Source organism: Flavimaricola marinus (assembly GCF_900184895.1).
In the GTDB taxonomy this organism is placed as follows: domain Bacteria; phylum Pseudomonadota; class Alphaproteobacteria; order Rhodobacterales; family Rhodobacteraceae; genus Flavimaricola; species Flavimaricola marinus.
Map to the genome: position 1 here is coordinate 1,015,842 of NZ_FXZK01000001.1, position 23,069 is coordinate 1,038,910.

Annotated in this window: 11 protein-coding genes; 1 reads left to right on the forward strand and 10 read right to left on the reverse strand. The window is 63.7% G+C overall.

Translation table 11 applies throughout. The annotated features are described in order from the left end of the window. Window positions 1-74: 74 nt before the first annotated feature. The 6 genes from LOM8899_RS04995 to LOM8899_RS05020 all read right to left on the reverse strand — a co-directional run bounded on the left by LOM8899_RS04995 (window position 75) and on the right by LOM8899_RS05020 (window position 15,031). Window positions 75-722: a 4'-phosphopantetheinyl transferase family protein gene (locus LOM8899_RS04995; protein ID WP_093991004.1), complete on the reverse strand. Its 648-nt coding sequence runs from the start codon at window positions 720-722 to the stop codon at window positions 75-77. Beyond that, window positions 719-5,293, reverse strand: coding sequence for a MupA/Atu3671 family FMN-dependent luciferase-like monooxygenase (locus LOM8899_RS05000; RefSeq protein WP_093991005.1), 4,575 nt, complete (start codon window positions 5,291-5,293; stop codon window positions 719-721). The genes LOM8899_RS04995 and LOM8899_RS05000 overlap by 4 nt, the downstream gene beginning before the upstream one ends. Then, window positions 5,293-6,288 carry a glycosyltransferase family 2 protein gene (locus LOM8899_RS05005; protein ID WP_093991006.1) on the reverse strand — a complete coding sequence of 332 codons (996 nt, stop codon included), beginning with the start codon at window positions 6,286-6,288 and terminating at the stop codon, window positions 5,293-5,295. The genes LOM8899_RS05000 and LOM8899_RS05005 overlap by 1 nt, the downstream gene beginning before the upstream one ends. Beyond that, window positions 6,285-12,692 (reverse strand): type I polyketide synthase, encoded by a 6,408-nt coding sequence (locus tag LOM8899_RS05010; protein ID WP_093991007.1) that lies wholly within the window; start codon window positions 12,690-12,692, stop codon window positions 6,285-6,287. The genes LOM8899_RS05005 and LOM8899_RS05010 overlap by 4 nt, the downstream gene beginning before the upstream one ends. Window positions 12,693-12,770: 78 nt before the next feature. Continuing rightward, window positions 12,771-14,141, reverse strand: a complete 1,371-nt coding sequence (locus LOM8899_RS05015; RefSeq protein WP_093991008.1) for an oligosaccharide flippase family protein — start codon at window positions 14,139-14,141, stop codon at window positions 12,771-12,773. Beyond that, entirely contained in the window at window positions 14,138-15,031 is an 894-nt protein-coding gene (locus LOM8899_RS05020; RefSeq protein ID WP_306456465.1) for a glycosyltransferase, read from the reverse strand. The genes LOM8899_RS05015 and LOM8899_RS05020 overlap by 4 nt, the downstream gene beginning before the upstream one ends. A gap of 81 nt (window positions 15,032-15,112) precedes the next feature. On the opposite strand from LOM8899_RS05020, the gene epsE reads away from it, so the two are divergent. Next, window positions 15,113-16,306 (forward strand): exopolysaccharide biosynthesis GT4 family glycosyltransferase EpsE, encoded by a 1,194-nt coding sequence (gene epsE, locus LOM8899_RS05025; protein WP_093991431.1) that lies wholly within the window; start codon window positions 15,113-15,115, stop codon window positions 16,304-16,306. On the opposite strand, the gene LOM8899_RS05030 is transcribed toward epsE, so the two are convergent. The 4 genes from LOM8899_RS05030 to LOM8899_RS05045 form a co-directional block, all read right to left on the reverse strand. Further along, a complete protein-coding gene (locus LOM8899_RS05030; RefSeq protein ID WP_168770470.1) occupies window positions 16,297-19,077 on the reverse strand; it encodes a calcium-binding protein in 2,781 nt (926 codons plus the stop codon). The genes epsE and LOM8899_RS05030 overlap by 10 nt on opposite strands. After that, entirely contained in the window at window positions 19,067-20,392 is a 1,326-nt protein-coding gene (locus LOM8899_RS05035) for a glycosyltransferase family 4 protein (protein ID WP_093991009.1), read from the reverse strand. Before LOM8899_RS05035 ends, LOM8899_RS05030 begins: the two co-directional genes overlap by 11 nt. After that, on the reverse strand, window positions 20,389-21,771 hold the full coding sequence (locus LOM8899_RS05040; RefSeq protein WP_093991010.1) for a hypothetical protein: 1,383 nt from the start codon (window positions 21,769-21,771) through the stop codon (window positions 20,389-20,391). The genes LOM8899_RS05035 and LOM8899_RS05040 overlap by 4 nt, the downstream gene beginning before the upstream one ends. A gap of 154 nt (window positions 21,772-21,925) precedes the next feature. After that, window positions 21,926-22,606 (reverse strand): sugar transferase, encoded by a 681-nt coding sequence (locus LOM8899_RS05045; RefSeq protein ID WP_245820432.1) that lies wholly within the window; start codon window positions 22,604-22,606, stop codon window positions 21,926-21,928. Window positions 22,607-23,069 lie beyond the last annotated feature (463 nt).

Consider the following 23,069-nt stretch of genomic DNA (forward strand, 5'->3'; position numbering starts at 1 on the left):
GAGTTCTACGGCGGATCCGGCGCATTCTGGAAACGACGCGTTTCGATTTCCGAATTCAGCGCCACAATATCGCCTTATTTCAAAGGCGAAAGGGACAGCGCCGTCACGATCACGCCATCACGGCGCAGCACATGCCCGTGCACCGGGGTGTCGTTGGTCCAGCCGTGCACCGGCACCGTGATACGCGCCTCGAACGCCGCCCCATCGAGCCTGACCTGCACCGCGTCAAACCCCCAAACCTGCCGAGCAATTGGATAGAACGCCTTGTAGACGGCCTCCTTGGCGGAAAACAGGATGCGCTGGTCAGAAACAGGGACACGATGCTCGGCGGTAAACAGCACCTCCGCCACCACGTCCGGGGGCAAGGGAGCATCAGGCTCCAGATCGACCCCCAGCATCGGATACTTCGCTGCGTGTGCGATCAGCGCCACACACAGACCCGACCCGTGGCTGATGGAACCGGCGATCCCCTCGGGCCAGATCGGCGCACGATCCCGCCCCACCGGCACAGCCGCCTCCGGTGCACCCAGGTTCACCATCGCGGCACGCGCGCAGGCTCGACCGGTCGAAAACTCGGCCAATCTGTCGGGTGTGGCACGGTCCAAGGCTCGCCTCTCTTCCGGCCAAAGTGGCATTGGTCCGGAAATCTCCCTGGCGGCAACACCCACGTCCTCGCCCAGACGCGCCTGCAATTCCGCGACCAATCCGGCCGCGATCGTCACCCGCGCCCCGCGCGACGCGCCCTCAGTTCGCGGCGGCGGGCCATTGCCTGAGACCGGCTCGCCGCACGGTCGTTGGCGGGCTCTACCAGAGGTGTCGGCATGTTCGACGGCACGCCAGTCAAAGTATCGATCCGGCCGGCAAGCGCCCCTAGCGTGGGAAAACGGAAAATGTCCGTAATGCCCAAACCTGGCGCATTCAAAGCCTCGCGGATCTCGCGATGGGCCTGCACAGCCAGCAAGGAATGACCGCCGAGATCAAAGAAACTGTCGCGCGGCCCGATACCCGATACGCCAAGGATACGGCCCCAAATCTCCGCCACTTTCGAAGTGGTTGAGGCACTGGCCGCGATGTTGGCAGGGATCGGAGAGTCCGGTGCCTGCACTGCTTTCACCGATGCGCGGCCCTGTGGCGCGGGCAATGCCTTGCGGTCGATCTTCTTGTTGGGCGTCAGCGGAAACGCAGCGATCGGGACGATCCGCGCCGGCACCATATGGGCGGGCAATTCAGCCGCCAGCGCCGCCTTCAGCACCGGCTCGTCCGGCGGGGCGGCACCGGTTACGTAAGCCACCAGCTGCACGACGCCGGGGGTATCTTCGCGGGGGATCACGACGGCCTGACTGACACCGTCCTGCATATCCAGAACCGCTTCGATCTCTCCCAACTCGATGCGGTAGCCGCGCAGCTTCACCTGGTGATCAGCCCGGCCGAGGAAATCGAGGGTGCCGTCAGGCCGCCAGCGGACCAGATCACCGGTGCCGTATATGCGACCCTCGGCAAAGGGGTTGGGCCGGAACCGTTCCGCCGTCAGATCGTCGCGCTGCCAATAGCCGCGCGCAACGCCCGCGCCGCCGATCCACAACTCCCCGTCCACGCCGACAGGGACAGGCCGCATCTCGGCATCCAGCACATAGCATTGGGTATTGGCAATCGGGGTGCCGATCCCGGTGATCCCGTCGCCGGCCACGGCCGTCCGCGTGGTCGACCAGATCGTCGTCTCGGTCGGGCCATACATGTTTTCGATCCGGGCCTTGGGCGCCGCGGCCTGTAGCTCCGCGACCAGAGCACCCGGCAATGCCTCGCCACCGATCATCAGTTGCGTGACCTCCGCCAAAGCGGCACGGCTGTCGTAATTCGTCACAAGCATCCGCGCCATCGACGGTGTGCATTGCAGATGGGTCACCTTGTGGCGCCGGATCTGAGCGGCGATGGAGTAGTCGCTCTCTGCCGGTTGCGTGTCCGCATTCGCCTGCGCGACGACCTCGCCCAAGGGGCGCAGGCCCTCCAGCACCGTCGGCACTGCAATGCCATAGTCGATCAGACAGGCCACCTCGGTCACACCGATCGCCTTGATCTCCGCCACGCGGGCCATCGCATCCTCGACCGTGCCAAACAGGCCCGACTCGTCGAAATAGCGTTGAAACGCGAAATCGAGGATACCTTCGAGCTCCTCGTCCTCCAACGAGCCAAGGTCGAGCTGGAAGGCGTTGTCCACGCCCTTCGGCTTCTTGAACGCCGGAAACGCCCAAGCGTATTGCTTGATCAGGCCAGCGGCAGAGCGAAGGTAATCCTTCATCGGCTCGCGGGCGATCTCACGGGCCTGATCGCGGGTCTCGGCAAGGTAGGTGTGCAGCATCAGCGTCACGCTGAAATCCGCCGGATCGTGGCCCGCCTCGCGCAGCGCCTCGTGATAGAGCGCGATCTTGCCCTCGACCTCGGCAACCGACTGGCCAAGCAGATGGGTCAGCACATTGGCGCCGATCCGTCCCGCCTCGCGCCAAGTATCGGGGTTGCCAGCGGTGGTGACCCAGATCGGCAACTTGGACGACACCGGGCGCGGCTGGGTGACCACGTCGAACATATCGCCCTTGGCGGTCGGGAAACCGACAGGCTCCCCGGCCCACAGCTTGCGCAACTGCTCGATCGTCTCGAACATCGCGGGTTTGTTGTTGGGCGGCGTGTTTTCCGGACGGAGCACGAAATCATCCGGTTGCCAGCCCGATGCAATGGCCAGACCCGCGCGACCGCCGGTCAGGTTGTCGATCACCGCCCATTCCTCGGCGATGCGCGCGGGGTGGTGCAGCGGTCCGACGCAGCTTCCCGCGCGAACCCCGATGTTGTGGGTCACCGCAGCGACGGCAGCACCAGTTACCGACGGGTTCGGATAGGGACCACCAAAGGCGTGGAAATGGCGCTCCGGGGTCCAGACCGCACAGAACCCATTGGCATCGGCAAACTTGGCGCCCTCGAGCAGCAATTCATATTTGCCCCGGCCCGCGCCATCGTCGTTTCCCCAGTAATACAGGCTGAAGTCCATACCACCGACCGATTGCATCGGCGCATCCGACACCAGGGCCCGGCTCTCTTCGCCCGACATCACGACGGTCAGACCGCGGGCGAGCGTCCAGAACAGCTCAAGCACCGAGATGTCAAAGCTCAGCGACGTGACGGCCAACCAGCGATCCCCGGCCTTGTGCGGGATACGGTCATCCATGCCCGTGAAGAAATTCGACACATTGCGATGCTCGATCATCACGCCCTTGGGGCGACCCGTCGAACCGGAGGTATAGATCATATAGGCCAGATCATCCGGCCCCGCTCCGCCATCGACATCCGCCCTAGGGGCGGCGTCGATCCGAGGGTCGCTGTCGATCAGGACAACCTGCGCCTGATGGGCAGGCAGATCGGCGGCGAGCGCCGTCTCGGTCAGGATTACGGAAGCTCCGCTATCCTCGATATACAGCGCGACGCGATCCGCCGGATAGGCGGGATCAAGCGGCACATAAGCGCCGCCTGCCTTGAGAATGGCAATCGCGCCGACCAGCATATCGGTCGACCGGCGGATGTGCAGACCGACCCGCGCGCCCGGAACCACGCCTGCCGAACGCAACACCGAAGCCACCTTGTTGGCGCGAGCGTTCAATTCGGCATAGGTCAGGCTCTGATCTTCGCAGGTCACGGCAACGGCATCCGGGCGGCTCTGGGCCTGTGCCTCGATCATCCAATGGATACAGGCGGCATCCTCGAACGGCACAGCGGTCTGGTTCCAGACGTTGAGCACCAGATCACGCTCACCGGCAGGCAGCGACGGCAGCTCCGCAAGCGAAGCATCCCGGTCATGGGCCAGCACCGCCCTCAGTCGACCCGCCAAGAGCGCAATTCCGTCCATGCCGATCCGTTCCGGATCGCCAAGCAGCCGCACGGCGCCCTCGACGCACTCCAGCGTCACGACCGCGCCGCGGACAGGGCCATCGCCAAGACTGATCGCCATCTGCGGCACACCGGCAATCCCGCCCGCGATGCGCAACGGCAGATCAGCGGCAAAGCTGCCGCGCTGTCGGGCGGCCTGAATTTGATCCGCGACGGACGTCGTGGCTTCGGTCAAACTTCGGCCCGGCGCCGCCTCGATCGGAACCCAATCGGAAACATATCCGCGCAAAGGCTCGGGCACGGGCACGTGAAACGCCAAATGCGAAAGACCCGGCATCAACTGGCTGGCAATTACGCCGAACGCACCGGCCACCTCGTCGAGCATCGCCCCCTGCGGCACCTCGAACGACATCTCCGCGCCGCCCTCGCCGGGCAAATGAAGCTCGACGGGCACCAATTCGGCGAGCCGCCCGCGCCAGAACGCCTCGGCCTTCGCGGCATCCGCGAGAGCGTCGGTGAGCCTTGGGTCGGGGCGATCCAGCACATCTCCCACGGCCACTTTGGCCTGCAGATCAACAGGATCGCGGTCGAGAGAGGTCAGACCGGACACACGCACAGCCCCGTCCGCCGTGGCCACCGTCAGCGCATCGGCCTCAACCGCCAGAACCGTTCCGGCCGACCCGACGGCCTCTACTGACTGGGCGCGACCCAGCGCAAGAGGGCGGCCCGAGATCACGATCTTTGGCGCTGCCACCGGATTGTCGCGCTCGCCATGATCCAAGGCACGGTGCAGCCGCAGAACGTCCGCCGTGCCAAGCGTGAAGTCCATCACCGCTCCGGCCTCGGGGCGATGGGCGCGGGCAAAGTAGCTGCGCTTGCTCAAATCCTGCGGCCTTCGGTCCGGAACACCGGCATCAAGCGCCGCGATCACATCGGAAAAGCTCTCGATTCCGGCCGCATAGCACTTGGTGTTCAGACTGTGGACGGTCTCATCCGGGGCGATGTCAAACAGGGTCTGAGCGACGATATCGCCCTCGTCCACGCCACCTTCGATCAGATGCCACGTGACACCATGCTGACGTTCACCCGCGAGGATCGCCCAAACCGGGGCGTTGAGACCGGCATAGGCGGGCAATGGACCGTCGTGAAAGTTGATGGCGCCCTTCGCCGCGAGGGCAAGCACATCTTCGGGGATCAGGGTCAGGTTCGCCGCACTGATGATCCAGTCAAAGCGCAGCCCCGCCAACCGCTCTGCCAACCCCTTGCCCGGCGCGACGACCGAGAGGTCGGCCTCTTCGGCCCACCGGACCACATCGACATCGGCGCTCACGACGGCCGCCACGCTTTGGCCCGCCGCAATCAACATCTTGCCGCATTGGATCGTCAGCGCCTCATGGCCGATCAACAGGACGGAAAAGGACATCAGGACGCTCCTTCCAAAGCTCTGGCCTTTGAGGATTCCGGGTCCGGGCGCCGAAGACTGCGAAGCTCATGAGAAATCAGATCCCGCAGGAAATGCGGCGGGTCGGTCGGTGGCTTGCCACTCAGCTTGGCTCGAAGCCGATGCAAAGCGCCGCCCAGAACATGCGCAAACGTCGCGCAATGCGCATAGAACCGACCATGATTCTTGCGGAAATAGTACTGGCGGGATTCAAACCAATACGCGGGCACCCGGCCCCATGTCTTCATCCCGGTCGAGACCGATCCGATGTGTTCCACCCGGCTTTGCGGAACGAAATGCACCTCGAAGCCCGCCTTGGCGGCACGACGGCACAGGTCGGTTTCCTCGAAATACAAAAAGAACGTCTCGTCAAAGAGACCGATCTTGTCGAGCACATCCATGCGCATCATCATGCTGGCCCCGGCCAACCAATCGACGCGGCCCGCATGTTCCGGGGTGGGCAGCGGCACGGCCTTGGATTTAAGCAGGCGCGATATCGGGCCAAAGCGAACGGCCCCCTCGAATTCACTCGCGATCGACGGGAACCGGAAGGTGGTAAGATGAACGTCTTTCCGCGGGCCGTGGATCAGACTGCCCGCAAAGCCCGCCTGCGGGTGAGCGCGCAGATACATCTCCAGCACTTCGACGGCATCGGGTGCCGGGAAAGCGTCGGAATTCAGCACATAGACCAGATCGGGCCGGCTGCCGTCAGACAGCCCCGCCCGGATACCGACGTTATTGCCCGCGCCAAATCCGCCGTTGTGGCCGGATTGGATGACGCGAACATCGTCCCAGCCGGCCTTGGCCACATGGGCCGAGATCGCCTCGAAAGAACCGTCCTGACTGTCGTTGTCGACAACGATGATCTCGCCGTCCAGACGGCTCATCGCGGCGCGAACGGCCTCGACCGAGCGCAGGGTCATCTCGGCGGTGCGCCAGTTGAGAACGATGGTCAGAAGGCGAGGTTTCTTTGTCATTCGGCGGCCCTGTCACTGGCCCAATGATCGACCTGGGCGGAGCGTTCCGCGGCATCGATCACCCGCTTGATCCGCGCGGCCAGCACGCGGACGTTGGGCTCCAGCACCATTGAATCGTGATCGCCCGGCACCTCAAAGACCTCGATATTCGGCGCATGGCCTGTCCAGTCGTTGTCCGGCAAAACATAGGCCCGCTCGGATGACACCCAGCGGCCCGGCGCGACCTGCCATTTGCCGACCAAAGGCGGCCGGAACAAGGCTAGTGGACCGTCCCAGGGCTTGGTCTCATAACGGGCGATCGCCTCGTAAAAGGCGGCTTCGATGGCGGCATCATGGAACTGCGGCGCCTCATCCACAGGCTCGACGTCGCGCTTGCGGCGTTTCGAGATCTCCCACGAGGCGCGGTTCCACGCCCAGCGCAGCGGATAGGTCACGCCGCCGGCCGTCAGTTCCTGCCACTGCATCACCGCCCTGTCACGGCGGCTCAACGGCCGGCGTTGCGGCAAAGGCGTATCGAGCATCACAAGCGAGGCAACCTGCTCACCGGCAGCGGTCAGCTGCTGAGCGATCTCATAGGCGGTGATCCCGCCACCGGAAAACCCGCCAAGCATGTAGGGGCCGTGGGGTTGCACCTGCCGGATCTCGGCAATCATATCGCGGGCCGCCTCGACCAGATCGGTATGGGGTGCCGCATCGCCATAGAGGCCACGGGCCTGCAAGCCGTAGAACGGCCGATCCGTGCCCAACAGATGGGCCAGATGGCGCAGGTTCAGCACATTGCCGAACATCCCGGCCACCAAGAAGAACGGCGTCTTCGGCCCACCTTCGCCCGAATGCATCGGCACGAGGTGCGTAAATCGACGCTCCGTGGTCGCGGGCGCTGCTGCTGGTTCGGCGCCCTCCTCGGTGGGAATACCCCGCTCGGCCAGCAGGGCCGCACAGGTGCGGATCGTCGGAGCCTCGAACAGCACCGAGATCGGGAAATCGACGCCATATGCCTTCTTGATCATCGCAAACAGGCGCACCGCAATCAGGGAATGGCCGCCCAGATCAAAGAAGCTGTCCTCGACACCGACCTGACCGACGCCCAACAGATCCTGCCAGAACCCCGCCAACCGATGCTCGATATCGTTCGCAGGCGGGGCATAGTCGCTGTCGAGTTCGGGGCGATCAAAGCTCTGGCTCGCACCCTCGGCCCGGTCCGCCTCGCCCGCCTGCGCGGTGAGGCCCGCCAGATCCAGCGAGGAAACAACCACCTGCGACCGACCCAACGCCATCGCCCTCAAGAACGCCTCAGCGCCCTCTTCGGCGCGAATGCCCTGCGTCAGATTGTGGCGCAAACGCTCTTCGGCAGGCGAAAGCGGGCGTGGCACGTCCGCCCCGGCCACGGCCGGCGCGGGGGCGGCAAAGCTCAACGCGCCTTCCATCTTGCGAATGGTAAAGCCCGTGATCTCGACACATACGGTGCCGTCTGGTGCGGCGAGCGTCACATCAAAGGTGGCCGACTGGCCATCAGCGCGGTTGTCTGCGCCATTGCGGACCCAACTGACGATCTCGTCCGGCAGCGCGCCATAGACCTTCACAGACTGATACGACACCGGCACCCACAGGTGATCCGGCGCATATCCGGCGATCAGGTCCATCGCCCAACCAGTTGCCAGATCCATCAAGGCAGGATGCAGCACATAGCCATGATCGGCGCGGGCGGCATCGGACAGATGCAGCTTGGCAAGGCCCTCGCCGTCGCCAAACGCCGTCTCGGTCAACACCCGCCAGCGGGGGCCGAAATCCAGATGGGCCTCTTGCGGCAACACCAATGTGTCGCCAGCGTCCGCAACCACCGGGGCAGCGCACCGGGCGGCAATCGCCGCCACGTCCAGCGGGGGCGGCGCAGCAATCGGCAGCAGGCTCAGCGTCGCCTCCGCCGTCCGCTCCAGACCAAGGCCAGCCAGTCCCGCCTCGACCGCAAGATCATACCCCACATCAGTGCGGGGCAATGACAATCGCAAAGCGGTGGCGCCCTGATCATCCACCTTGAGAGGACGCAGGAAATACAGATTTCGGATCTCGAACGGTCCGTCTTCACCCTGCGCGGCCAGCGCCTGAGCGGTCAGTTCCAGATAGCCGGTGCCGGGCAGCAGCGCATCGCCCGCCTTGGTGCGGTGCTCGCCGACAAACCAATCATCCGTGGTGTATTCGGCCGTGAACAGACGGTTGCCCTCGGCGTCGAACGTCGCCTGATCCAACATCGGCACATCCGCTGGCAAGACCGGCGGCGGCGCTCCACCCGTGCGAGCGTCCATCGCGTCTGCGGCCATGCCGACGTCAGACCAGATGCCCCAGTTGATCGCCACGACCCGCGTCTTGCCACCCGACCGGGCTTTGGCAAAGGCGTTGAGATATTCGTTGGCCGCCACATAATCGACCTGCCCTGCCGGGGCCGTGACGGTCGAGGATGACGAGAACAGGGCCATCCACTCCAGACTGCCATCGGGGAAAAGAGCGTCCAGCACCTGCGTGCCGTGGATTTTCGGGGTGAAGACATCCTCCACACTCATTGGCAGCTTGGAAAGAATCGGCGCATCGTCGATCACGCCAGCCGCATGGATGACCGCGCAGATCGGGCCCAGAGCGGCCTCCGCCTCGGCCTTTGCCGTTCGCATGTCCTCGACGTTGCTTACATCGGCGGCCAGCGCGATCACCGTGCCACCGGCCGCCTCCAAACGCTCGATCGCCGCGATCCGGCGTGCGACGCGATCCGTTGGCGCAAGCCTGCGCTTGAGGCCGTCCCACTCGGCACGTGGCGGCAGCGGACTGCGGGCGAGCAAGGCGATCTTGGCATCAAAGCGGCGAATAAGCTCCTCGGCGATGGTCAGGCCAATGCCGCCAAAACCGCCGGTCAGCAACACAGCGCCACCCTTGGTCAGTGTCAGCGGCTGCTCAGACGAAAGCGGAACCGAGCGGAAATCGCGGAGCATCCGGCGATCGCCTCGAAGCGCGGCGACGCTATTGGCGGGATCGGCCAGCAATTCCTCCAGCACGGTCTGGCGCAGCGCATCGGCCAGCTCGACCTTGCCACGCTTTTGCACCGGCAACGCCAGATCCAGAACCGCACAGGTCACGCCTGGAAACTCGCGCGGGATGACGCGGGCCGGGCCCATCACCGTGGCCTTGTCAGGATAGCGTAGCGGCTCATCGCGGGTTTGCATCGCATCTGAAGTCAGCACTGTCAGATGCACGTGCTCATCGACACCCTCGCCCGCCAGAGCCTGCGCCAGGAACAGCAAGGACCAGAACCCCTGCTCCTGCGTCCGGTGAAAGAAGCTCGAACCGGGACGATGCCATTCGTCCGCCGTGACCAACCAGAAATGGCCAATCCGGGTCGGCGCCAGATCGCGGGCCACCAGATCGCGGATCAGCAGGTCATAGCTTTCACGACCACGCTCGGGCGCGATCAGATAGGCATCGTCCGACAGCCGGGCAAAGGCATCGCCCGCCTTCACCGTCAGCACTCGCTGGCCCGCCTCGCGCAATCTCGCGACTGCGGACGCGGCGACCCCGGCACTGTCGTCAAAGATCAGCCAGGTTTCGGCAGGCGCATCTGACAGATCGCCGGTCACGTCCACCGAACACGGCGCATAGGCAGGCGTCCAGACGGGGCGATAGCCCCAATCCTCCAACGCATCCGTGCGGGTCAGCCAAGTCTCGGCCGACTTCGCCTCTGGTGCGCGGGCCTCGATGAAATAGGGGCTGCGCTGGAACGGATAGGTCGGCAACGGCAGGCGGTGGCGCGTTGCCTCGCCCCAGATTTGATCCCAGTCAAAGCGGCCGCCCATCGCCCAGACCCGGCCAAGCATCGCCATGAAATAGGCGTCGTCGGCGACGGGATCCTTTGGGTGGCGCAGCGTGCTGATCACCTGGTTCGGGGTCAGCGCTCCGTGTTGCCCAGCCAAGGACGACAGCGCCTTGCCGGGGCCGACTTCGATGTAAATCCGAGCGGCTACCTCGGACAGCTTGGTCAGGCCACCCTCGAAATTCACCGTATTACGCAGATGGCCGACCCAGTAGTCCGGGTCCGTCGCCTCGGCATCGGTGATGAAATCGCCGGTGCGGTTCGACACGAAGGGGATTTGGGGTGGGCTCAATGAGATCGAGCGAAGGTAGGCGCCGAACGGCTCCAAGATCGGATCGAGCATCCGGCTATGCGCCGCAATATCAATTGGGATGCGCTGGCAATCAATCTCCTGAGCCTTGAGCGATGTCTCCAACCGGTCAAGCGCGGCCTGCGGGCCGGTGGCCACGCTCAGGCCCGGCGCGTTGATCCCGGCCAGGTCCAGCTCTTCGCCCAGATGCGGGCGCAGCGCCTCTGCCGACAGGGCGACAGACAGCATGCCACCCTTGGGTACCGTGTCGAACAGGCTGCCGCGCAAATGGACAAGGCCGATGCAATCCTCGAACGAGAAGACACCCGCCAGACAAGCGGCCGTATTTTCCCCCATCGAGTGACCGATCAGCGCGGCGGGCGTCACGCCCCAACTCATCCAGAGCTGGGCCAGCGCATATTCGGTGATCATGATCAGCGGAAGCTGCACGCTCGGCTGCTGCAATCGGGCGTCGGCCTGCTCGAGATCGGCAGCTTCGGGGAGCCACAGTGCGCGAATGTCGTAGTCGAGCTTCGGCTGCAAAATCTCCAAACCGCGATCCATCCAGTCGCGGAAAACCGGCTCGGTGTCGTACAGATCACGGGCCATGCCGGCATATTGCGCCCCGCCGCCCGGAAACATGAACACCACCTCTGGATCGTCGGCCACGACGGTGTGGGTAAAGACCCGGCGAGGATCATTCTCGTCCAAAAGATCGGCGGCCTCTGCCGGTGTCTCGGCGACAACGACGGTGCGACGCTCGAATGCGCGGCGGCCTGCCTGCAAGGTCCACGCCGCGTCCGCGAGGGGCTGATCCGGATGCGCGCGCAAGTGGGCGGCCAGATTGACCGCCTGCTCTTGCAAGGCGTGCTTCGACCGGCCCGACAGGGTGATCAACTGGAACGGCCAATCGCTCTCGTCCGAGGCACCGCGATCCGGCGCTTCCTCCAAAACCACATGGGCATTGGTGCCGCCCACGCCCAATGAATTCACCCCCGCGCGGCGCGGGTGATCGGCGCGGACCCAAGGCATCAAACGGTCATTCACCGCAAAGGGTGATCCATCAAAAGCAATGGCCGGGTTTGGCTTCTCATAGCCGAGCGACGGGGGCATCTCGCGGTGATGCAAGGCCAACGAGGTCTTGATCAGGCTCGCCACACCGGCAGCGGTATCGAGATGGCCGATGTTGGTCTTGACCGAGCCGATGCGGCAAAAGTCTGCCTTGTCCGTGGTGCGGCGGAACGCATCGGTCAGAGCGGCAACCTCGATCGGATCGCCCAGATAGGTGCCGGTGCCGTGGCACTCGACATAATCGATGGTATCGGCATTCACGCCCGCCACCGCCTGCGCTTCGGCAATCGCGGCGGCCTGACCGTCGACGCTGGGGGCCAGGTACCCGGCCTTGGCGGCACCGTCGTTGTTGATCGCGCTGCCCTTGATAACAGCCCAGATATGATCGCTATCGGCCACGGCATCCGCCATGCGGCGCAACACCACGACACCGACGCCAGAGCCAAACACCGTGCCCTCGGCGCGATGGTCAAAGGCATGGCAGGCACCGTCCGGCGACAGGATCTCGCCCTCCTTGAAGACATAGCCGCGAGCGTGGGGCAACTCGATCGTCACTCCGCCCGCCAGCGCCATGTTGCATTCGCCGTTGAGCAGGGATTGGGCGGCCATATGCGTGGCGACAAGCGACGTCGAACAGGCGGTCTGGACGTTGATCGACGGCCCCTTGAGGTCGAGGATATGGCTCAGGCGGGTGCTCAGGAAATCCTTGTCGTTGCCGGTATGACGCAGCAGAAACATCCCGGTCTGGTCCACCAGATCGGGATTGGAGCAGATGTTGAAATAGAAATAGCTGCCCATGCCACAGCCCGCATAGACGGCAATCGGTCCGTCAAAGGTCTCGGGAACATGGCCGGCGTTTTCCAGAGCCTCCCACGACGTCTCCAGAAACTGGCGATGCTGGGGATCCATGATCGCCGCCTCTTTGGGGGAAAACCCGAAGAACTCGGCGTCGAACTGCTCGAAATCGGTCAAGGTCGCGGCAAAGGGAACGTAATCCGGGCGGCTGGCCAGATGTGCAGGCTCACCGGCTGCGGTCAGCTCCTCCGGGGTCAGGCGCCGAATGGACGAAACGCCGTCACGCAGATTACGCCAATAGGCGTCAACCGATGGCGCCCCCGGCAAATGCGCCGCCATGCCCACGATGGCGATATCGCCCTCGTCGACTGGCTGAATCTGGCTCTCATCGGTCATGCCACCTACCCGAACACCCCATCTCAACGCCGAATACATGCCCAAAAAATGAGGTCTTTTTGAGGCGAATCGAGAGGTCTAAACTGAAATCATTGCCGTCAATGCCGCTATACTAGGCCAATTCACCCAAATAGCCACGCCCCCGACGACGACGGCAAGCGCCGCATAACTGGCGTCGTGGAGGGGATCCCAAGCCCCCTCGCGGCGGGCCAGCCAAACGACGACCGGGTAGGCGAGAACCAACGCCGCCCCCTGTCCGATGATCGCGCCGGGCAGTCCCCAAAGCATCAGACCGGCGATCATCCCCCCGACGATCAGCAAGGCGCGCGCGGCCGCGAGCACGAAGTAACGGCGGCTCGCGCCCGAGGCGAGGGCCGCTTGATCATATGTCAGGACGATGATCGCAGGCATCTGCATCACGGCCATCAGCACAACGACGCCGCCCGCCGCCTGATATCGAGGATCGTAAAGCACGCCGACAAGCCAGACCCCGACAAAGGCCAAGGCCATGCCAAACAGCATCAGCGCGGCCGTGGCGGCAAAACGCATCTTGCGAAGGTGACGGAAATTCTCGGGCGAGGCACTCGGCGGGCTCTCCCGATAAATCGGGATCAGGACGCGGCGCGTCACCATCCCGCCCAGCATCAGGGGAAACGCCGCGAGGAAATATCCGATGTTATAGATGCCGAAGCTATAGGTGCTCAGATAGCCGCCGATGATCACCTTGTCGGCCTGCCCGATGGCAAAACCACAAACCGTGCTCAGGAAGATCCACTTGCCGAAATGGATCAACTCGGACGCGGCCTCCTTTTCCCAGCGAAGGCGGTTGGTCTTGCCCGGCAAATAGACATTGAGCAGGACAAGCTGACCCAATGCCGACACAATCCCGCCAAGGACCAGGGCCCAGACCGACTGGTAGATCCACGCCAGAACGACGGCGACAAACAGGCTGATCAATTGGGTGGCCAGATCGATCAGCGTGATCCGACCGGCGCGCATATGGCGGTTCTGGGTCTCCAGCCGGGTCGGATAGAACCCATAGATAATCAGGGTCAGCGCCGTGGCAGGAAGCAGATAGATCAGGTCCGGCTCACCGAAATACAGCGACATCGGCCAGGTCAGGATACAGGCCACGATGAACAGCGCGAACCCTCGAATGATCTGGATCGTCCAAGCCGTATCGAGGAAATCATCCTCGTCACCCCGCTTGGATTGCATGATGGCCGGCCCGACGCCGACGTCCGAAAACATCACCAGCCCCATCATGAACACCGACACCATGGCCATCAGGCCGAAGGCTTCGGGGAACAGCAGGCGGGTCAGGATCAGGTTCGACGCAAGACGGATCACCTGTGCCATCACGAACCCGCCCGACGTGAAGGCCGAAGAGCGCAGCACACGCTGCGTCAAGCTGCCCCCGGTCATGAAGCTCCGGACAAAGCTGGTCATCGGCTTCGGCTCCAGTCGGCGCCCTGTCTGGCCATACGGACCCGTATTGCGACGGAGACATAGACCGCGAAACCCACTGGATCGCGCAACGCAAGGCGGATCGCCCCCGCCATCCCCATCCGGCCCTTGTCTTCGTGTGCTTGCAAATCAGGATACAGCCGGCTGATCTCGGCCACCCCGGCATCCTGCCTCCGGCGGACGGTCACAAGGCGGGCAAAGCCGTCGGCAATGGGCCAATCGTATCCGGCGCTGACCTGATGGCGCTCCTCCGGAGCGAACTGAAGACGCACGAAGATATCGTCCGAAATCACGTGTGGGAATTCCTCCCATCGCGCGCGACCGGCGGAATTGACCGCAAAGAAACCGCAACCCGGAACGCTGTTCTTCATGAAAGGGACCTGCGCCCATAGCCGGGCATAGGCCCGGCTGGCAAAGCCCGGCCCTCCCACGATCCTGACCTGGCCGCTCGCATAGGCCGGGCTGTCCGAGGCCAGGGCCTGCGCCACTTCGGCCAGCAACCCCTGCGACACCGTCACATCGGCATCCAGATAGGCACGCATCCCGCCCGGAGTGGCGATCAGATCGCCGGCGTTCAGCGCCTCGAGTTTGCCGCCCTCGGCCCTGTCGATCACTTCGAACCGCCAACCGCGCGTTTCGATCGCAGAGCGGGCCGCCTCGGCAACGGCAAAGGTATCGTCGACACAGCCATTGGCCACGACGATCACTTCCACCGGCAGTCCGGGTTCCTCCGACGCTGCAAGCGCCGCGAGACAGCCGCCAATCAGGGCCTCTTCGTTGCTGGCCGGGATGATGACGCTCAGCATCTCTGCCACAGTCGCTTGCCGGTCCTGATCGCGGCGGCCCGGTTTCGCTTTGACGGACCCGAACATTCCGCGCACCTTGGCGGCACCGGCCCGCAACGGGTGAAACGAGGAATTCGCAACTTGGCTGACAAGACGACACCGGAGACGATCAAACTCGGCTACCTCGTGCCGCAATTCCCCGGACAAACCCACATGTTTTTCTGGCGGGAGGTAAAGGAACTGGAACAGAGGGGCGCCACAGTCACGCTCTTCAGCACCCGACCGCCGCCCAAGGGGCTGATTTCGCATGACTGGTCGCAGGCCGCGATCGAGCGGACCGAATATCTCGGCCAGATAGCGCCGCTGGACGCGCTCGCCGCTCTGACCCGGCTGCCCTATGGCCGGATCCGGCACCATGCCCGGCAGGAACCGCGCGCGTTTCTGCGCGATCTGGCGCTCGCGGCGCCCGCGGCCCGGCGTTTGACCCGGTCCTGCAAGGCGCAAGGGATCGGACATGTCCATGTCCACTCCTGTGGCAGGGCCGCGCTGATTGCCGCCCTCGCCCGGCACATGGGCGGGCCAAGCTACTCCCTCACCCTGCACGGGCCACTGCACGACTACGGCCCCGGTCAGCGGTTCAAGTGGGAGGGAGCCGCCTTCGCCACCATCATCACCGACAAACTCATCGCCGAGATGCAGGCCGAGATGCCGGAGAGCCTGCCGGACCGGATCTTCCTGCAACCGATGGGGGTCGACGTTGACCGATTGCAGCGCGACACGCCCTACGTGGCCGCCCAGCCCGGAGAGCCGATCCGGCTGTTCTCCTGCGGCAGGCTGAACATCGTCAAGGGGCACCAGGATTTGATGGAGGCCGTGCGGCTGCTGCTCGACGCAGGCACCGCCGTCACGCTCGACATCGCCGGCGAGGACGACGCGGGCGGCAGCGGGTTCCGACAGGTGCTTGAACAGCGGATCCGCGACCTGGGGCTCACCGATCACGTCCGGCTGCTTGGCGCCATCGACGAGGCGGCGGTGCGCGATCAAATCCTGAATGCTCACGCCTTTGTCCTTGCCAGCTACGCCGAACCGCTCGGCGTCGCGCTGATGGAGGCGATGTCCTGCGAGACCCCCACCATCGGCACCAACGCCGGCGGGGTGGCCGAATTGATCACCGACGGGCAGGACGGCCTTCTTGTGCCGCCGCAGGATCCACCGGCGCTTGCCGCGGCGATTGGACGACTGGCCGGCGATCCCGGCCTCTGCACCCGGCTTGGAGCGGCCGGGCGCGCGCGGATCGTCGGCGGCTTTACTGCCGGACGAGGGGCTCAAACTCTGATTGATGCGATCACCGCTCATAACTGAGGCTCCGGAAGGTCGAGGGACAGGACGGTTGCAGGATCGGTCTCAAATTGCAGCTCTTCCACGGCGACCAGCCGAACATTGCCAAGCGGACCAAAGAGAACCAGCGCCGCCCCGTCCCACGCCAGTGAATAATCGGCATCCGCGCCGGGCAGCACGGCCCTGTCAACGCCTTCGCCGCCGTGAATACGGTCCGCCCCGCCGCGAGCAAGAAGCAGATCATCGCCAGGGCCACCGATCAGAATGTCGCTCTGCGGGGTGCCCTCGATCTGGTCAGCAGCCTCCGAGCCTTGGCGCAAGACGCCATGCAGGAACGCCGTCGGATCGCGATTTGCCTCAAGCGGCAACGAATTGAACGCCATCAACGTCTGCCATCGCGGGTTCATGTCGTCGAGATGGCGCAACGCCCCCCACGATCCCCAACGTGACGGCGCCGCCACATCGACAAAGGCGTTGAAGGCTTGTCCGCCCAGACTGCGCCACGCGGTCAGCAGGTCGGCGTAGATGGCGGCGATCTCGGGGCTATAGTTGAAAGCCGTATAGAACGCGGTGAGGTCAGGATCATCGACATGCGCGCCATGGCCCGTCACATGGGTGCCGCCCTCATACATGAGCAGTTCCAGCCCGTATCTTTCGGCCACCTCCGCATGATAGGGCCAAACCTCGTCGATCAACTGGCCCAGCGACCCGTCATAGAGCGCCTTAACGGTATTCTCGATCGCAGTGCCATTGGCCAGCCACGCCCGCAATCGGCCGGCGTTGGCCTCCTCGCCCATCTCAAACCCGAAATAGCCGGTCACCGCATAGGCATCGAAGGACTCCACCGGAGCGGGCAGACCCTCGGCCTGCGCGAGAGGGGCGGTCAGGAGCGCCTCCTCCAGCCCCGGCCATCCGGTGTGGGTGGAGACGACGCGGACCAATCGGTCCCGATCAGCGCCATATTCCTGCGCCCAAATCTGGGCGACCTCGGCGGCGCGCAGCCCGGCAAACTGCATCCAGCCATCCTGCTCTGCCGCATTGCCCCAACGGGCCTCGGCCTGCTCGCGGGCCCAGACACCCTGCGGAAAGATGAAGTTCCAGACCTCGTTCGACCACTCGGCATAGACATGCAGGCGCGGGTCCAGATGCGTATGCACATAGCCGGCAAAGGCCCGCACATAGGCGTCATCGGCCCTGTGCGGCAGGGTAAACCACGGATCGGCTCCGATCTGATTGGCAAGTTCGACCATCACTTCAACCGGCGCCCCGCGCCAGTGATAGGAGAAATCCCCCGGTTTCGGGCGGCCAGCCCAGGTCTCTTGGGTTGATCCATTGGTGAACATCCAGTCCATGAAGCGGACCATCCGGGCATCGCGAATGCGGGCGATCCAATCAGGATTGAACGTGGCGCCCACCTCATAGAGCGGGAGATGATCCTCCCGGATCACGACGATGTCGCGGATTGGGTCGCCGGGGTCCGTGGCGTTGATCCGCATCGACACAAGCCCGTCACCGGGAACATAGCTGAATGCCAGCTCATGCGATCCGATCCGCTCGATATCGCGGGCAATGCCGCCGACCTCGAAATCCCCCTCGCCGCGCCAACGGACGATGTATCGGCCGGCAATCGAGGTGAATTCCGCAGGCTGATCGGTCAGCACAAAGGCCTCCAACGCCTCGACACCATCCGGCAAGGCCAAGGGCCAGCCGTCGGGGCCGAGATAGCCGCCCGCCTCCAGCCGCGCGATATCCCACGCGCCCCACTGACCCGGCTCATGGCCGACCCACGGACGGGCGCTCTTCATCTGGTCGATGAAGGGCACTTGGGTCGACCAATCCGCGATCCCGCTCAGCCCCAGCGCCAGCGACGGATCGGCAAGACCAGTTTCGGGGACGATCAACTGCGCCTCGTCGGGGATCACCGCCCCGCCAAGCGCCGCCCAGATATCTGCCACGATCTGCGGATAACGCTCGCGGATCAGCGGCGACAGGGTGTCCGGCAGCGGCATGTCCAGCGGAGCAGGCTCGGCAAATAGCGCCGAATAGGTCACCAACCCGGCCAGAAAATACGTGTTGGCGGTGCCGTGCGGCGCGTCGTCGGAATAGACCTCCTCAGGGTCCAGATCGGCCAGAACGCCGGTCAGGATCTCGGCCAGAACCGAGGCGACCGGGATCAGGGTGACCGACAGATCCGGGCGCGCGGCCTGCAAATCGGCCACATAGCCCTCGTACCACACGTGATATTCGCCCGCATTATGCGCCTGATACCGGCGGTAGCCGCGATTGCTGGGGGGATAGCGGGTGATCGACCCCATGAAGGCCCAGCCCTCATAGATGTAGAATCGGGCGCCATCGGCTTGGTTCTCGGTCCAATCCAGCAGGCGCAGGGTGGCCGCCAAGGGGGTATCGTCGTTCGGATTGTCACCGTTATACGGCGCGTCCGGAGGATCCCCTTGAATGAAATTCGCCGGATTGATGATGATCGTGTCAAAGCCGACCCGGCGAAACCCGACGCGGTCGCTCAGACCGGTGCGCTCGACCTCGGCAAAGGACCAGTTCGGCTCCGGCGGGAGATCGCGGGCGAAGTTGCGCAGAAATCCCCAGCGGCCATCCAGTTGCAGGCCGTGGCCACCCGCGCGGGCCATCAGGGCCAGCCAATGGGGCATCGCGGTTTCATCGCTCTCGGTCAGGTGATGGATCAGGCTGTTGCCAAACACAAAGACACGCAGGTCTTTTTGGGCCGAGGCCATCCCCGGCAGCATCAACAGCACCACCAAGCACGCCCTAAACCACATCTCGCTCGGCTCCGTCTTGGGGGGCGGACACGATCGCGCTGAAATCGGGGCGCTGCGCGGCGCGGCCCAGCACCCAGTCGTAAACCTGCGCGACCTGTGCCGCCTTGGCCGACCATGTAAACCGCTCCATCACGCGGGCGTGGGCCGCATGCCCCATGCGCGACACTGAAGCAGGGTCGCGGGCCAAGCGGGACAAGGCCGCGCGAAATCCGGCGATGATCGCATCGCGGTCGCCCAGAGGAACGGTCACGCCCGTGTCGGCAGCGACCAATTCGCCCGGTCCAGCATAGTCCACGATCAACGGGACGAGGCCCATCGCCATGGCCTCCAGCACGACGCCGCCGCCGAATTCCCGCACCGACGGAAACGACAGCACGTCACATGCGCCCGCAACCGACTGCACCTGCGCATGATCGACCCAGCCATGCAGGGTCAGGCCCGGCACCCCTTCGGCCATCGACCGCAACGCGGGCATCATCGGCCCGTCACCGAGGATATCGAGCGTCATCGCGCCCGATTGCAGCAGCGGGCGGGCGGCCTCGATAAGCATGTCGGGGCCCTTGTAAGGCACCAGCCGGCCGATAAAGCAGGCACGCAACGGGCCATCCCCAGTGCGCGGTCGCATGGCGAACTTTGCGGGATCAATCGCGTTCTCGGGCAACCAGACAACGCGGTCCGCGCAGCTGGCCGGAAATTCCGAGGCGGTGTGGCGCGACCCGGCAAGGATCGCCGCCGTATTGGCCAGCATCGCCCCCCGCCCGGGGAGCAGCTTATAGGCACTCCGGATGTAGGACAGCCATTCCTTTTCCTGCCGACGGGCCGCTTCGAATTGCTTGGGCCAAGGGACGCCGCCATTCAGCGGGCCAAGCACGAAGGGCACCCCCGCCTTAGCGCATTTCTTGGCCAGCGAGCTCACGGTCGTCGGGCTGAGCGGGGTCACGCGGTGAACAATATCATAGGCCCCGGATTTGATATCCTTGCCAAATCGCTGCCAGACCAAGCGCTCGAAATAGGGGTAAGAGACCGCGTTGATCGCCTGCAACGTCGTCCAGCCCTTGCCATCGCCCATGCGCAACACCTTGCCCAGATGCCACAGCGGGCGGGCGATCGCCTCGCTGTCGATACAGGTGAAATCGCGACCCTCGGTCAGACCTGCCCGCAGAATGGCATCGCGATTGCGAACCTGCGTCACGAGGTGCACGTCGGCCACCTCGGTCAAGGCGCGCGCCAATGACCAGCCGACCAGCGGCACGCTCACCCACTCCGGATTGGCGGCCTCCGCAATGACCAGAACGCGTGGACGCGGCGCCGTCATAGCACTGCCCGCAAGGGTTCGGGGCGGGGCTTGCCCTGCGGCACGAACTGCTCGGCATAGCCCATCAGCGCCCCGGCCAAGAGCCACGTCAGCGGTGTGAGCGTCGCATTCGGAATGAGATCGATGCAGTTGATCGCCAGCAGCAGGGCCACCGGCCCGACAAAGGGCGACATCGCGGCCGGATCGCCCGCCATCGCCTTCTTCCACATCAGGAATATCGGTAGGGTAAGCAGGCCGAATTCGGCCAGAAAGCCAAGCCAGCCAAACACACCGATCACGATGATCCAGCGACCGTCGGTGATGGTCAGAATGCGGCCGCTGTTGCCGTCCAATATGTGATTGCGGCCCCAGATGCCCCAGCCGAAAACCGGTTTTCCATAGGCGCGTTCGACCAGAATATCCTCGTTGTCAAAGCGGACGCGAAGCGAGTTTGACCGCTCCGGATCAATCTGCGCGGCCAGATGCAGGATCTCCTCCGTGGGGACGACATCCACGCTCTTGAGCATCGGATAGGCCAAGGCGACAACGGCAAACAGCACCGCGACATGCATCAGCATCCGGCGCCCCGCGACCAGTAGCAGTGGCACGGCCCCGATCGCATAGAGCAATGACCCAAGCGATTTGCACAGGATCAGGACGGCCATCAAATAGAGGGCACAGATGGCATAGTAGGCCTTGTTGCGGCGCGGTTCCGCACGGGCAAGGGCCACGGCCGCGACGACGCTGGTCATCGCAAAGAACGCCACCCAAAGGCCGTGATACAGAAACACGATGGGGCGAAACCCGTCGCCACGGATCATCTGCTCAAAATTGTGCTGGAAATAGCCATAGATCCAGATGTTGAGCTGCGGGCTCAGACGAACCTCCAGCAGCATCGGCAACGAATAGATCATCCCGCCAAGGAAAAGCGCCAGCAGAATGTCGCGCTGATCCTGTTCAGATTTCAGAAACGCCCGCGCCAAAAGGAACGGCGCCACAAGCACGCTCTGCTGCACCATCAGGGCCACCGCTTCGCGCAGGCGCAGTCCGGGCAGACCGACCTGGCCATAGAAAACAGGCTCCGGATTGGTCAATACGGTGGCGAATGGGGAAAAAACGAACACCGCGAGCAATACCCTCAGAGCGGTCGATTCCGGGATGAACTGCACCTTGCCGCGATATAGCGCGAGGCTCAGGACAATGACCATCAGGCTGGGGATGGTCTCCTTGTTCAGCGGGGGCATCAGTGGAAAGTCGAATCCGGCCGGGGGCGGCGGCAGGAAAAGATACCCGATCAACAGGCACGCGATCAGGGCGCGGCCCGGCGGCAGCGCCCTGAACAGAAGGACAGAGGCAACCGGCCACAACACAAGGGCAAGAGAGGCAACGGCATTGGGCACGACGTGACTTTATGCGTCCTTTGGTGTCTATGGTTTGTCGATCTCGCTATAGAATGCGATCTTTCGCTAAACTTGGTAAATAGCCTAGCGATGCGGCAGAAAAATGGCCCCGCAAAGCGCAGGGCCATGAATTCGCAACAGCTTGAAGTGTGGCCTAGTGGCCGGTGCCCGAAAGCACGACCTTGACCGTCTGGGCAATCACCTTGAGATCGGTCCCCAAGGACATCGCCCGGTAATACCGCGAGTCATAGTCGGCCCGCTCGAAAAAGCTCGTCTCGTTGCGCTCGGAAACCTGCCAGAAGCCTGTGACGCCGGGCAGCATCTCGTAGTATTCATTTCCGGGATACATGCTTTTCTGGCAGATCATGATCGGGCGCGGACCAACGATCGACATCTCGCCTTTGAACACATTCCAAAGCTGCGGCAACTCGTCCAGAGAGGACTTCCGAAGGAAACGACCGATCGCTGTGGTGCGGGGATCGTTGACCAGCTTCTGATGGCAGTCCCACTCGATCCGGGCGACAGGGTTGGCTTCCAGATAGCTGTCCAGCGTCTCTTCGGCATTCACGACCATCGTGCGCAGCTTCCACATCCGGAAGGTGCGGCCGCCCTTGCCGAGACGGGGCTGAACGTAAAACGGGTTCCGGCCATCCAACGCCACGAGCAAAGCCAGCACCAGCACCGTCAGTGCAACAGGGACGGAAGCGACGACAACAATGAGCAAATCGAGGCCGCGCTTGAAAAAGCGGCGGTAAGCACCTCCAAGATGAACCGAGGCAGACACGGGCCGTGGCAGATGGGCACCGGTGTAAGAAGAACGATACTGATAACTCACTATTTTCCCTCCCCAGGGACTCCGCACAAACAACACACGGACTGAACACATCTACAGTTTCACTGTTCCAGCAACAGCGACGGTCAAATGACCTAACTCGTCAAGATGCCCACCCAACTCGCTCCCTTTCGGCAGATCGTCGGACCCCACGGACAAATCTCTTTGGTCCTGTCGCGACCGAAGCCGCTCTTCAAATCCTTCATCGTCGTCATCAAACAACTTATGCACCAACTAACCACTCAATTAGGATTTCAGTCAATTGCGACTCAAATCCCTACGGCTGGACAACACCGATTTTTGGGGCCTTTTCACAAGGTTAACAGTGCCTAAATAGGCCGACCCCCGAGACATTATAAGGGGGAAAACAGACCCGTTTTGCTCCTACTTCCCGGCACCTGAACAATCAAAACCACAGGTTGTAATTTCCGCCGGGATAACGACGATTGACCCCGAAATGGAAACA